This window comes from Streptomyces sp. NPDC048483 (assembly GCF_040651455.1).
Taxonomy (GTDB): Bacteria; Actinomycetota; Actinomycetes; order Streptomycetales; family Streptomycetaceae; genus Streptomyces.
Window position 1 is genome coordinate 19,144 of sequence record NZ_JBEZJZ010000051.1, and the last position, 12,677, is coordinate 31,820.

At 71.0% G+C, this 12,677-nt stretch carries 11 protein-coding genes and 1 pseudogene; 8 read left to right on the forward strand and 4 right to left on the reverse strand.

Annotation, left to right across the window (positions count from 1 at the left end; genetic code table 11):
• Positions 1 to 12: 12 nt before the first annotated feature.
• The 4 genes and pseudogenes from AB0D04_RS24130 to AB0D04_RS24145 all read left to right on the forward strand — a co-directional run bounded on the left by AB0D04_RS24130 (position 13) and on the right by AB0D04_RS24145 (position 3,664).
• Positions 13 to 453, forward strand: coding sequence for a DUF6415 family natural product biosynthesis protein (locus AB0D04_RS24130; RefSeq protein WP_362706924.1), 441 nt, complete (start codon positions 13 to 15; stop codon positions 451 to 453).
• A 205-nt stretch (positions 454 to 658) separates the two neighbouring features.
• Entirely contained in the window at positions 659 to 940 is a 282-nt protein-coding gene (locus AB0D04_RS24135; RefSeq protein ID WP_362706846.1) for a hypothetical protein, read from the forward strand.
• Between the two features lie 2,067 nt (positions 941 to 3,007).
• Positions 3,008 to 3,310 (forward strand): annotated as a pseudogene (locus tag AB0D04_RS24140) (PTS lactose transporter subunit IIC); the annotation flags it as partial.
• A gap of 30 nt (positions 3,311 to 3,340) precedes the next feature.
• On the forward strand, positions 3,341 to 3,664 hold the full coding sequence (locus AB0D04_RS24145; protein WP_362706848.1) for a hypothetical protein: 324 nt from the start codon (positions 3,341 to 3,343) through the stop codon (positions 3,662 to 3,664).
• A 7-nt stretch (positions 3,665 to 3,671) separates the two neighbouring features.
• On the opposite strand, the gene AB0D04_RS24150 is transcribed toward AB0D04_RS24145, so the two are convergent.
• A complete protein-coding gene (locus AB0D04_RS24150; RefSeq protein ID WP_362706851.1) occupies positions 3,672 to 5,855 on the reverse strand; it encodes an efflux RND transporter permease subunit in 2,184 nt (727 codons plus the stop codon).
• A 185-nt stretch (positions 5,856 to 6,040) separates the two neighbouring features.
• Here AB0D04_RS24150 and AB0D04_RS24155 point away from each other — a divergent pair, with 185 nt between their 5' ends.
• Both AB0D04_RS24155 and AB0D04_RS24160 read left to right on the forward strand, forming a co-directional pair.
• Positions 6,041 to 6,889, forward strand: coding sequence for an AfsR/SARP family transcriptional regulator (locus AB0D04_RS24155; RefSeq protein ID WP_362706853.1), 849 nt, complete (start codon positions 6,041 to 6,043; stop codon positions 6,887 to 6,889).
• Between the two features lie 139 nt (positions 6,890 to 7,028).
• Positions 7,029 to 7,913, forward strand: a complete 885-nt coding sequence (locus tag AB0D04_RS24160) for an NAD(P)-binding domain-containing protein (RefSeq protein WP_362706856.1) — start codon at positions 7,029 to 7,031, stop codon at positions 7,911 to 7,913.
• A 64-nt stretch (positions 7,914 to 7,977) separates the two neighbouring features.
• Here the strand turns inward: AB0D04_RS24160 and AB0D04_RS24165 are convergent, their stop codons facing one another.
• Positions 7,978 to 9,303: an Ig-like domain-containing protein gene (locus AB0D04_RS24165; protein WP_362706858.1), complete on the reverse strand. Its 1,326-nt coding sequence runs from the start codon at positions 9,301 to 9,303 to the stop codon at positions 7,978 to 7,980.
• 81 nt (positions 9,304 to 9,384) lie between these two features.
• Complete coding sequence (locus tag AB0D04_RS24170; protein ID WP_362706861.1) at positions 9,385 to 10,584, reverse strand: CoA transferase; 1,200 nt, start codon at positions 10,582 to 10,584, stop codon at positions 9,385 to 9,387.
• A 333-nt stretch (positions 10,585 to 10,917) separates the two neighbouring features.
• Here AB0D04_RS24170 and AB0D04_RS24175 point away from each other — a divergent pair, with 333 nt between their 5' ends.
• On the forward strand, positions 10,918 to 11,178 hold the full coding sequence (locus AB0D04_RS24175) for a hypothetical protein (RefSeq protein ID WP_362706863.1): 261 nt from the start codon (positions 10,918 to 10,920) through the stop codon (positions 11,176 to 11,178).
• A gap of 41 nt (positions 11,179 to 11,219) precedes the next feature.
• Here the strand turns inward: AB0D04_RS24175 and AB0D04_RS24180 are convergent, their stop codons facing one another.
• Positions 11,220 to 11,792, reverse strand: coding sequence for a YIP1 family protein (locus tag AB0D04_RS24180; RefSeq protein ID WP_362706865.1), 573 nt, complete (start codon positions 11,790 to 11,792; stop codon positions 11,220 to 11,222).
• A gap of 138 nt (positions 11,793 to 11,930) precedes the next feature.
• Between AB0D04_RS24180 and AB0D04_RS24185 the strand changes: the two genes are divergently transcribed.
• On the forward strand, positions 11,931 to 12,659 hold the full coding sequence (locus AB0D04_RS24185; RefSeq protein WP_362706868.1) for a VIT family protein: 729 nt from the start codon (positions 11,931 to 11,933) through the stop codon (positions 12,657 to 12,659).
• Positions 12,660 to 12,677 lie beyond the last annotated feature (18 nt).

The window sequence follows — 12,677 nt, forward strand, 5'->3', positions numbered from 1 at the left end:
CCGCTCGCCGTGATGCTGTTTGTCATGCAGCCGCAGACACGTATCAACCGGCATGAAGCGGTACAGAGTTGGGCTGATCCGCAGGAGACGCGGACGCCCGCAGCAGCCGATGGCTCCAGGCGGTCGGTGGATGTGGATGAGGTCAAGGCGGCGATTGTCCGGGCCCTCTCCGAGCGGTCGGCGTTGCCTCCGTACGCAGAGCTGTGCGAGTTGCATCAGGTGCTGCTGAGCCACATTGAGGTGCTGAAGCCGTTGGCGGCGGACCGGATCGACGGTCTGGACCACGGCACGGTGGCGTGGGACGGGAAGCGGGCCAAGCTGGACTCGATTCCCTACGAGGTGTGTCGGGGGCTCGGCGCTGGTTTGCAGTCGGCCGCGTCGCATGTGCAGAGCCTGGGCCACACCTTGCGGTTCCTCCTGGAGAACTCTGGCGTACAGGGGCGGGTCGAATGAGCGGCCGGCACTCGCTCCCGAAACCGACAGCCGACGGCGTGCTGTCCGCTGTCTGGGCCCTCGGTTCCGTCGCAGCCCTTGGCCTGCTGGGCGTGCAGGTCGCAGACGCATCCGCCCCTGCCATCCCTGCCCCCGTCTCTCAACCGGACGCCGAGCCGTTCGTGACGCAGCCGGACCGTACCGGCCTTAGTGGGGAGGTCCGCTGATGCGCTGGGACTGGACGGTTCCACAGGAGACCGTGCGGGCGGTGTTGGATCCCGCCCGGCCGTTGGATGAGCGTCTACGAGTGAAGCTGCGGGCTCATGCGGCGGTGCTGGTGTCGGTCATGAGGGCTCGTCCCCATGCCTGCGCTGCTGAGGATGTCGCCCTGGCGGTGAAGGTGCTCACCGAAGCTCTGTACGGCTACACCGACTTGCCCATGGTGGCGATGGCCGTGAACGTGCGCATCCTGCTGGATGTGGTGGACCCGGTCGGAGCCCTGCCGTGATCGGCCGTCGTCGCTGGTCGGAGGGCCTTACCTCGATGCACGGCGCCTAGGCATCCCTGCTGCTGCGGACTCCGCAGCACCCTCTAGCTCCCGGCGGTCGGGCGGTGAACCTCCCTTCCCCCGCCCGGCCGCCGGGTTACCAACCCCGCTGGCGGCCCTGTGCACCATCCCACGCCCGTGCAGGCGCTAGGCGGAAACGCTGTCTGCCCGCACTTTCCTGGCAATCGGCCGGGCAGACAACGGCGCCGGTCACCCACCCCCGAGAGTGACCGGCGCCACATCCGGAACCATCCGAGCGATCGAGAGGACACACCAATGGGTACCGAAGAAGTCAACGGCTACGACGTGGCTGCCGAAGAGATCGTGAGCGCTCCGGAGCCTCAGCCGGAAGAGGGCGGCGATGATCAAGAGGGATGACGACGGGCGGCGTTGGTTCGTCGGTTTCATGCACCAGCCGCCGCGCAAGCGGGCGAGTGATCCGGATGAGTCCTGCCCGGATCACCCGGACACTCGGCTTGTGAGGATCCTGGGCCGGTCGTGGTTCTGCCCGCGCTGCACTCGGAAACGGCCGGCCTCTTCCTGAGCCTTGCTGTACGAGTCTGTTGGCGTGATGGGCGGCGGTTGGATGGCTGTCTCCGCCATCGATGACTACGCGACGCCTTCGAACCTGCCTCTTCCTAGGTCCGAACGGGCCTGGTTCACCCCTTCAAATGAAACCGGACCACCCCCTGAGCCTGGAAGCAAGCGGGGGTGGTCCGGTCGGAGAGTCCCTGTTCAGGACCCCGGTGCCGATGGTACCGGGGCCGTTGTCGTGCTCGCTTTCGGGCGGTCTCAACCACGGTGACCGGTAGTCGCCTTGACGGAGCGAGAGGGGCAAAGGGTTGTACGGCGGACAGACGGCGGGGGTAGTTGCGGGTCATGGGTGGGTGGCGCGCTGGACCACGCGGACGGCTGGAGGGGCTTTGGCCGGTGTCCTGCCCGGTTTGGGGTCGGGCATGGTCAGGGGGCCTTACGCTGGCCCGCGAAATCGGGCAGCCCTTGGCCTGCCCGCTGTTGTGCCCGATTGGCCCCCTGGCCTTGCCCGACGCGGGACCCGAATCGGGGAGGTGGGTAAAGCCGCTTCAGCCGGTCGCCCCAGCCACAGAAAGTCAGCCACGACGCTCCCGCGCTGTGGGGAGCACCCGCCACGTGTGCCACCCGCACCCCCGCCGGCCTGTGCCACGCTGCCCTGTTTTGGATTGGCCCGCGAACTGCGAGGTGTCACCGCGGATTCGGCGTCGCCTGGCTGCTGGTCGCGTGCGCCTGGTCGCGGTGGCTGCGAGGGTCGCTGTCGCGGCGTCGGCCTGGTGGTGCTGCTTCGGGCTGGTCGGGTTACTCCCTGGCCCCGTTGGACCGCTTGCTTGGCCTTGCGCGCTGAGCTGCCGGGGGCTGCCGAGAGCGGGGCGGTAGACAGGAGCGTCGGCGGCCTTCGGCTGCCAGCGCGCGCGGCCCGCGTAGCGGGCCGCCTTGATCCAGTAAGGAAACTTTGAACAGCTCGGCCGCCGCTCCTCCTTGGCTGCTGCTGCGAAGCGTCCCGCCGCTGCCTCCTCGTCCATGCCGCTCGCGCCCCTGCTTGCCCCGGACTGCGCCGATTAATGCGGGTTCGTCTCGCGGATCGCCGGAAACTATCCACAGGCTTCCTGGCAGAGAGTTCCAACATGCCGATTTCAAACGAGCGTGGTTCGAGATCTGTTCTGCCTTGTGCGCAGGATGAACGGGGCGTCAGGCGCCGTGTCGCACGGTCTTTGCGCTGCCTGCATTCGTCGCTGCATCCCTGGGGCTCGGCTTCGCAATCGCCGAAAAGTTGTCCACAGGGGGAGGTGTCCGCTTTCCGTGACTGGATGGCCTCGACGGTGTCCGGCGGGCGGAAAGGCCAAAGGCGAATGAAGTGGCGTGGATCACGTCTGGGGTGCGTGCGTCACATCTGGGGGCCAGCGGCTCCCCTCTCTGTAGTGAGAGGAGGGGACGGTATGGCTCACCGAAGGAATCTGCGGGTTGGCGTCACACGGGCCGTCTTGTCGACACCCCGAGGGCGCCATCCCCTTCGCCGCCGCCGACCCGCTGCGCGTCATCCCCTCCGCCATGGTCGGCGGCGCGGTCACCGGCGCCCTCTCGATGGCCTTCGGCTGCACCCTCCGCGCCCCGCACGGCGGCATCTTCGTCGTCCCCCTGATCGGCCGGCCGCTGCTCTGCCTGGTGGCCGTCGCGGCCGGTACGGGCATCAGCGCGGTGCTGGTGATGGTGCTCAAGGGCCTGCGGAAAACCCCCGATGCGCAGGGACCGGCTACGGTGGCCGCTCCCGACGAACGTGACGTCCCGGCGGCGGCCTGAGCCGTCGCGGGACGCTTGACGGAGGTGCACATGGACAGCGGAAGGGGACTTCCCTCGCTCGAGCTCGAGGTCGAGCAGCGCAACCCCGGGGAGGAGGCCCTGCAGCGGCAGGTGCGGTCCTGGGCGAGGCTCCCGCCCGCCTTCGCGGTAGGCGTTCCGTGGATGTGGCTGTATCTCGCGTTCAGCGACGGCCTGTCCACGATTCCCCCGATACTCGCCGTGGTCCTGACGCACGCCGCGCTGGCGCTGGTCTGGTTCGGCCGCCGCCGCGGGCGCCGCGTCCTGACCTGGGTCGGCATCGGCTGCTACCTGCTCGCCGTGGCCCTCTGCATGCAGCTGGCAAAAGTGCTCTGAGGCGGCCCTACTCGGATATCCCGAACCGGCGGTGCAGCGCCCGCAGCGGCCCGGGCGCCCACCAGTTGGCCTTCCCGGCAAGCCGCATGAGGACGGGCACCAGCACCGCCCGGATCAGCGTGGCGTCGAGGAGAATCACCACCACCATGCCGAGGCCCAGCATTTTCAGGAAGACGATTCCGGATGAGGCGTAGGTGGCGAAGGACGCGGCGAGAATGACCGCCGCCGAGGTGATCAGCGGGCCGCTGCGCTCCAGGCCCGCGGCCACCGCCCCGGCGTTGTCGCCGGTACGGTCGTACTCCTCCTTGATCCGCGACAGCATGAACACCTCGTAGTCCATGGACAGGCCGAAGGCCGTGCAGAACATCAGGATCGGGATACTGGGCTCGATGGAGCCGCTCGGGGTGAAGCCCAGCAGCCCGGACAGATGGCCGTCCTGGAAGATCCACACCAGGGCGCCGAACATCACCGCCATGCTGAGGGTGTTGAGCACCATCGCCTTCGCCGGGAGCAGCACACTGCCCGTCATCAGGAAGAGAATCACGAAGGTGACGGCCAGGATGAGCCCGAAGACCAGGGGCAGGCGATCGGTCAACACCCGGCGGAAATCGCCGAGTTCGGCCGGATAGCCGCCTGTCCGGACCGCCGCCTCGGCCGGTTGGCCGCCCGCCGCCCTCCGTACGTCCGCGAGGACTCGGTCGATGTCCCGGTCCAGGCCCCGGTGCGTGGCCACCACCGAGAACCAGGTGTCGCCCGCACCGCCCTCGAACCGCGCCGCCGAGCCGTTCGGTGCGGAGATCCTGCGGCCGTCGGCGTACGAACCGGTCAGCGCGTCCACCTGCTGCACCTCATCGATACGGGACAGCGCCACTGCCGTCGCTTCGACCGAGGACCGGTCGGGGAAGGCCCCCGCCCCCCGGCGCAGGACCTGGATCGCATCCATCTCCTCCCCGGCGAAGTTGTCGCGGATCTGCTGCTGCACCACCCGGCTGGACGTGTCCGCGGGCAGCACCCGGTCGTCCGGTACGCCGAAGGTCAGGCCCAGCGCCGGCGACGCCAGCCCCAGGAGCACGGCCGCCGCCGGAATGCCGTACAGCAGGGGCCGCCGCATCATCCGCAGCGCCGTGGCGTGCCACCAGCCGGTGCCGCCGTCGCCGGACCGCTCGGCCGCGCCCTTGCGGGCGACCCGTTCCCCGAGCCGGGCCAGGGCCGCGGGCAGCAGCACCAGCGCCGCGAACACCGAGGTCAGCACGGTGCCGATACCGGCGTAAGCGAAGGAACGGAGGAAGGGGAACGGGAAGAGGAGGAGGCAGGAGAGGGACACCAGCACCGTCAGGCCGCTGAAGGCGACGGTACGGCCGGCGCGGGCGACGGCGTGCTCGGCGGACGCGGCGACCGTACGCCCGGCCGACAGCTCCTCCCGGAAGCGGTTGATGACGAACAGGCTGTAGTCCACGCCGAGCCCGATGCCCATCACCAGCGCCAGGTTGGCGGCGAAGGTGGAGACATCGGTGACGTAGGTGACGCCGCGCAGCAGCGCCAGCGTGGTGATCACCGAGAACAGGCCCATGGCAAGGGTGAGGAGGGCGGCCGAGAACCGGCGGTAGATGAGGAACAGCAACAGCAGCACCAGCGGGACGGCGATCAGCTCGGCGCGCAGGAAGTCCCGCCGGGACTGTTCCGCCGCCTGCCGGAACACCTCGTCCCCGCCGCCCACCGCGACCCTCACCCGCGCCCCGTTCCGGGTGAAGTCCGGTGAGAGAGTGGCGAGCCGGGTCCGGGCCTCGGTCACCGTGCCCGCCATCCGCGCGATGATCAGGGCCTGTCTGCCGTCGGTGCCGCGCATGGCTGGCGAGTTGCCCCGCGACCAGTACGAGGCGACCTCGGCCACGCCGTCCCGCCCCGCCAGCTCCCGCTCCAGCCGGCGGCCCTCGGCGGCCACCGCGGCCCCGTCGACCGTGCCCCGCTTGGCCGTAACCATCAGCAGCACACCGGGTGTGCCCGTGCCGAACTCCTGCGCCAGGACGGCCCGCGTGCGCACCGACTCGGATCCGGGGCTCTCGAATCGGCTCAGCACCAGACGGTCCATGGCGCCCGCGGCGAGCACCAGCCCCACCACGGCCAGCAGGACCCCGGCCCAGATCACCGGCCGCGGCCGCCCTGCGACCACCCGCCCCCAGCGTCGTATCACGTGCTCCACTCCTGCCTCGCTCGCCCCCGCCCGGTGTGACGGGGGTCCGTACCACCCTGGCGCGGGGCGTTTGACGGACCGCTGGTGAAGTCGCTGGCACGGACGCTGGACGAAAGGCTGAAGCGGGAGGAATGGCCGAAGGTAGCCTTACGAGGGGCGCGTTCGGGGCATAACCGGGGGGACTCATGTCAGGTGTGCTGTTGCGGGAACGCGGCTTCCAGGGCGACGGCGAGGACGGCGGGGCGCGGCTGCGCTTCCAGCTCTTCGGGCCGCTGCACGTCACCCGCGGCACCGCGGTGGTCGATCTGGGGCCGCCCAAGCAGCGCGCCCTGCTGGCCGTACTCCTGCTGCGGCCCGGCCTCGAGACCGGTGTGCAGCAGCTGACCGAGGCGCTGTGGGGCGAGGAGTACCCGGCGTACGCGAAGAATCTGATCCAGAAGTCCGTCTCCGGGCTGCGGGGCCAGCAGATCGCGGTGGAGTGGTCCGGTGGCGGCTACCGGCTGGACGTCGGCGGTGCCGAGGTCGATCTGTATGTGTACGAACGGCTGGCGTCGGCGGGCATCGCCGCGGCCCGCAGGGGCGACATCCGCGAGGCGGCGCAGCTGCTGGAACAGGCCCGCACGATGTCGACGGGGCCGCTCGCCGAGGGCCTGGACGGGCCGATGCTGGAGCGCGAACGGCTCTACCGGCAGGAGCGGTTCCTGGCCGACATGGAGGTCCGCGCCGAGCTGGAACTGGAGCTGGGCGGCCACCGCAACGCCATTCCGTATCTGCATTACGCCGCGCACAAATACCCGCTGCGGGAGCGGTTCGTATGGCTGCTGATGCTGGCGCTCCACCGCTCCGACCGCGGCAACGAGGCGCTGGCCGTGTACGCCGCCCACCGCCGCCGCGTCATCGACGAGCTCGGGACGGAGCCGGGCCCGGCGCTCCGGGCGCTCCACGAGCAGCTGCTGCGCCAGGACCCGCAGCTGCTGACGGCACCGACGCTGCGCCGGGACGACGGCCTGATGGGCTCCCACCTGCTCACCTAAAGGTAAGTACGCACTAAATGGTGGGTACTTGTCCGGACCCCGCGCCCCGCAAAGACTGGCTCCGCAGCAGCAACCGGTGACCGGCAGCCAGTAGCCGGTCAGCGGTCATGGGTCGGCAAAGAGCGGGAGAGCGGAAGTCATGTCGGTGACGAAGAAGAATGTCGCGGTGCTCGGGCTGGGCGCCATGGGCACCGCCCTTACGGACGCCCTGCTGGCGGCCGGCCACCGGGTGACGGTGTGGAACCGTACGGCCGCCAAGGCGGACGGACCGGTCGAGCGGGGTGCGCGGCGGGCCGCAACCGTGGCGGAGGCGGTCGCCGCGGGCGAGGTGGTGATCGTCTGCATCCTCGATTACGCGGATGCCGGGGTGCTGCTGACGGAGCGGGCCGGCGGTGACGATGCGCTGCGGGGCCGGGTCGTGGTGAATGTGACCAACGGGTCGCCCCAGGAGGCCCGGACCATGGCGGAGCGGGTGACGGGGCTCGGCGGTACGTATCTGGACGGCGGGATCATGGCGGTGCCCGAGATGATCGGCCGGCCCGGGGCGCTGGTGCTCTACAGCGGGTCGTGGGCGGCGTTCGAGGCGCATCAGGGGGTGCTGGAGACGTTCGCCCGCGGCGTCTACCTGGGGGAGGACCCGGGGGCGGCGCCGCTGCACGACCTCGCGCTGCTCAGCGGCATGTACGGCATGTTCGGCGGCTTTGCGCACGCGGCGGCGCTGGTGCGCTCGGCGGGCGGGCCGGTGGCGGAGTTCACGACGGAGCTGCTGGTGCCGTGGCTGCGCGCGATGTGCGGGGGCCTGCCCACGATGGCGGCGCAGATCGACTCCGGCGAGTACGGGGCCACCGGCTCCAACCTGGGGATGCAGGTCTCGCACGACAGCATCGGTGCGGTGAGCCGGGCGCAGGGCGTCAGCGACGAACTGTTCGCGCCGGTCCTCGCGCTGATGAAGCGGCGGGTGGCGGGCGGTCACGGGGCCGAGGGGTTCGCGGGCGTGGTGGAGGAGCTGGTGGCGGCGCCGTAAGGGGAAAAGGCCGGTGGCCGGCCCCGAGGAGGACCGGCCACCCTGTGCGCTTGTCGCCAGGCGGTCAGGCGCTGCCCGCCTGCCACTCCGCCCAGGACAGGTTCCAGCCGTTGAGGCCGTTGTCCGGCTTGACGGTCTGGTCGGGGGAGTTCTTCACGACGACGACATCGCCGATCAGCGACTCGTCGAAGAACCACTTGCCGGGGGTGTCGCCACCGCCGCCCTTCTGGTCGCGCAGGCCGACGCAGCCGTGGCTGGTGCCGGCCTTGCCGAAGATGGACGGGGAGCCCCAGTAGTTGCCGTGGATGAAGGTGCCGGACGACGACAGCCGCATGGCGTGCGGCACGTCCTTGATGTCGTACTCACCGCCGAAGCCGACCGTCGAGCCGTCCATCCGGGTCTGCTCGAACTTCTCCGAGATCACCATCTGGCCGTTGTAGGTGGGGTTGTCGGGGCTGCCGCCGGAGATCGGGATGGTCTTGGCGGTCTTGCCGTCCCGCTTGATCGTCATCGTTTGGGTCTTCATGTCGACGGTGGAGACCTGCGAGCGGCCGATGGTGAAGGAGACCGTCTTGGACTGGACGCCGGTGATGCCCTGGCCGCCCTTCACACCGTCCAGGTCGATCTTCATGGTGATCCTGGAGCCGGCCTTCCAGTAGTCCTGCGGCCGGAAGTCGAGACGCTGGGCGCCGAACCAGTGGCCGACGACCTGCTGGCCGCTGCTGGACGTCACCTTGATGTGGGACTGGACGTCCTTCTTGTTGGTGATCACCTTGTCGAAGTTGAAGGACACCGGCATGCCGACGCCGACGGTCTTGCCGTCGTCGGGGGTGTAGCTGCCGATGAAGCTATTGGTCGAGGAGACGGTGGTGAAGGTCGCGTTCTCGGTGGCCGAGCGGCCCTTGGCGTCCTTGGCGTTCGCCACGAGCTTGTACTTGGTGCCCCGCTCCAGCTGGACGCCGGGCTTCCAGGAGGTCTTGTCGCCCGATATGGCACCGGCCACCGGGGCGCCGGAATCGGCGACGGTGAGCTTCACATCGGTCAACTTGCCGCCGGTGACCGTCACCCCGGTGTCGTTGATGCTGGCGTCGGTGGCGCCGTCCTTCGACGTCACCTTGATCTTGGCCTGCGAGGCGTCCTTGGCGGCCGCGGCATCCGCGCCGGCCTGGCCGTTCTTGGCGTCATGGCCGCCGGCCTCGGCGTCGCCGCCGCAGGCCGACAGGGCCAGCGCGCCCGCCGCGATGAGCGCGGTCACGGCCAGCGTGCGGCGGGTCCGGCGGCTTCGGAGCGGTGCGCCCGCCGCGGGCTGCTCGGCCTGTAGGAGCGGCTGGTGCGGGGTGCGGGACCAGGCGGGCGCGGGGTTGTCCGGCGATGTCACGAGCTGCTCCATACAAGGGTGTTGTGATTCCGTGCTGGTAAACAGCACCTACAGGCGGGTTTGGTTGCGGGTGCGGCCATGGTGTGACGAAGGTCACACTCGCGGAGGCAGGGGCCGGTCGGCGGGCCCCGACAACCAGGTTCGCAGCGGCGTGCCGTGTTCGTCCAGGCGGGGTGGCGCGGAGGGTTGCGTGACCGGGGTGCCCGAGAGGCGGAGGGGGCTGGTGACTAGGGGGATGCGGTCCTCGCCGACGCAGGTGACCGGATCGAGCCCCAGCCGCGCCGCCAGATCGAGCGCCTCGGACAGTGTATTGACCGGCCCGCACGGTACGGACACGGCGCCCAGCCGCTCGGTCCAGCCCTGTGGGCTGTCGGCCGCCAGCCGCTCCTCCAGCGATGCGATGAGATCCGTACGGTTTTCCACCCGGTCCTGGTTGCGGACGAAGCGCATATCCTCGGCCAGTTCCGGCGCGCCGAGCGCCTGCGCCAGCGCCCGGAACTGCCGGTCGTTGCCCACCGCCACCGCAAGCAGCCCGCCCCGGCAGGCCAGCGTCTCGTACGGGGCGATGCTCGGGTGACGGTTGCCCATCGGCCCCGGATCGCGCCCGGTGGCCAGATGGCCGGACGCCTGGTTGACCAGCGAGCCGAGCAGCGACGACAGCAGATTGACCTCCACCAGCTGCCCCTCGCCGGTGCGGTCGCGGTGCCGTAGCGCCGCGAGGATGCCGGTGGTGGCGTCCTTGGCGGTCAGGACGTCCACCAGCGCGACGCCCGCCTTCAGGGGCGTACCGCCGGGCTCCCCGGTGATGCTCATCAGGCCGCCGACGGCCTGCACCACGAAGTCGTAGCCCGGCAGGTGGGCGCCCTCGCCGGAGCCGAAGCCGGTGATGGTGCAGTGCACCAGGCCGGGGTTGGCGGCGCGGGTGGCCGCGTGGTCCAGGCCGTACTTGGCGAGCGAGCCGGGGCGGAAGTTCTCGATCAGTACGTCGGCCCGGCGCGCCAGTTCGCGGGCGGCGGCCGCGTCGCCGGGATCGCCGAGGTCCAGGGCCAGGCCGCGCTTGGAGCGGTTGGCGGCGTCGAAGTACGCGGCGGTCCCCTCGGGGCCGAACGGCGGGCCCCAGGCGCGGGTGTCGTCGCCGGTGCCCGGCCGCTCCACCTTGATCACCTCGGCCCCCAGGTCGGCGAGCGTCGCGGCGGCGAGCGGCCCGGCCAGCACCCGGCTGAAGTCGGCCACGAGAATGCCGTCGAGGGCGCGGGCCGGTGGCCGGGACGGCGGCGGGGACTGCTGAGGCACGTGCGTACTCCTCACTTCGCGGACGAGGTGCCGCCATCGTCGGGGGCGGATTTCGCCGGGGGGAAGCCTCCGGGGTGTCCAAGGGGAAGGGGCGCACCCTGCCGTGCCGGAAGGTGGCGGCGGCACGCCGGGTGCCGGCCACCGGGAAAGAATCGAAATGTCATAGGAGATACATCACTTGGCGCATTCTGGCGCTAGATCCCCTGTTGGAAGGTGTCAGCCGTGGTGTCCAATGGAACGGCCCGGTCCGGTCCCCTTCCGTCCGGTCCGGTGCCGCCCAGCCGAGTCCCGTCGAGCCCAGTTCACCCAGCGCCCGCCGTCCTGGAGGACCGTATGTTCCCCTCCGTCTCGATTCTGCAGCAGGTCACCCTCGCCGCGCTGCTCGCCGCGACCGTCGCCTGGTTCGTCGCACTGGGCAGAGTGCTGCGACGGACCCGCCGCCAGACAGCGGCCGGGCGCGGGCGGCGGCCGCTGCTCGGCTCGGTGCCGCGGCAGACGGGGCCGGCCGGGCCGCCCTCGGAGTGCGTGGAGCTCAGCGCCGCGGAGCGGGAGGCGTTCGCGGGCCTCGTACGGCAGCTGACGGGCCGCGGCTAGGCGGGCACCCCGGGCGCCCCCGGCGCCCCCGGAGGCGTGCCTCAGCGGACCGGCCCCAGGCGCAGCAGCGCCAGCGCCGCCAGCATCTGCACCGACACCGCGGCCGCCGACTTGAGCGTCGGCAGATGGTGCTGACCGCGGATCAGCAACACCGCGAGGACATAGCCGAATCCCCAGGTCGCATACGTCGCGGCCTGGACGAAGGTGGCGTCGGCCGACAGCCAGGCCACGATGGCCAGCCGCGGCAGATCCGTCACCCAGAACAGCACGATGAACAGGCTCGCGGTCGGCGCATACCGGCCGCTGCCGCCGAGCGTACGGGCGATGGCGTGGGTGACCGACCCCAGCGCGAGGCTGGCCACCAGCAGGCCCGCCTCGGCCAGCCCGGCCACTTGCAGCGCCATGGTCCGGCCCGTCTGCCACTGCTGCCGGAACGCATCCACCGACAGAATCCCGACACCGCCGCTGACCAGCGACAACAGCACCGCCGCACCCCACGCGCTGCGGTCCCGCGCCTCGTCCAGGACCTCCACCGGCCGGTACCAGAGCCCGAAGATCAGCCGGTGCCACCACAGACGGCGGCGCGGTGCGGGCTCACGGGGCGCCGGCCTCACGAGCGTGGGCGGAGGCGTGGGGGGAGGGGAGTGGGAAGGTGGCGATGCGGACATACGGCCGTTTCTACCACCGGTGATTTCCCGGCGGTGCGGGGGCGTCGGGTGCCGGCACCCGGGGCCGGATGAGACGCTCGGCCGGTGAGTCCTCAGACACCCGAGCACGACGAGGCGCACGACGAGGCCCATGGCGGCGGCCTCGGCAGCCGGCTCAACTGGCTGCGCGCCGCGGTCCTCGGCGCCAACGACGGCATCGTCTCCACCGCCGGACTCGTCGTCGGCGTGGCCGGCGCCACCGGCGAGCGCGGCACCCTGCTGACCGCGGGCCTGGCCGGACTGCTGGCCGGATCGATGTCGATGGCCGCGGGCGAATATGTCTCGGTCTCCACCCAGCGCGACTCCGAAAAGGCCGCCCTGGCCCTGGAGAAGCGCGAGCTGGCCACCGCGCCGCAGGCCGAACTCATCGAGCTGACCGAGCTGCTGGAGGGCAAGGGGATCAGCGGCGAACTGGCCAGAGAGGTCGCCGAGCAGCTCACCGCGCACGACGCGCTGCGCGCCCACGCCGAGGTCGAGCTGGGCATCGATCCCGACGATCTGACCAACCCCTGGCACGCGGCCGGCGCCAGCTTCCTCGCCTTCACCGCCGGTGCCCTGCTGCCGCTGCTCGCGATCGTGCTGCCGCCCGCCGCGCTGCGGCTGCCCGTCACCGTGGTCGCGGTGCTCGCCGCGCTCGCGCTCTGCGGCTGGAGCAGCGCCCGCATGGGGTCCGCCCCGGCAGTCCGCGCGGTGCTGCGCAATGCCGGGGGCGGCGCGCTGGCGATGGCGGTGACGTATGCGGCGGGGTCGCTGCTCGGGGCCGCGGGGGTGTGAACGCGACGGCTCCCGGGC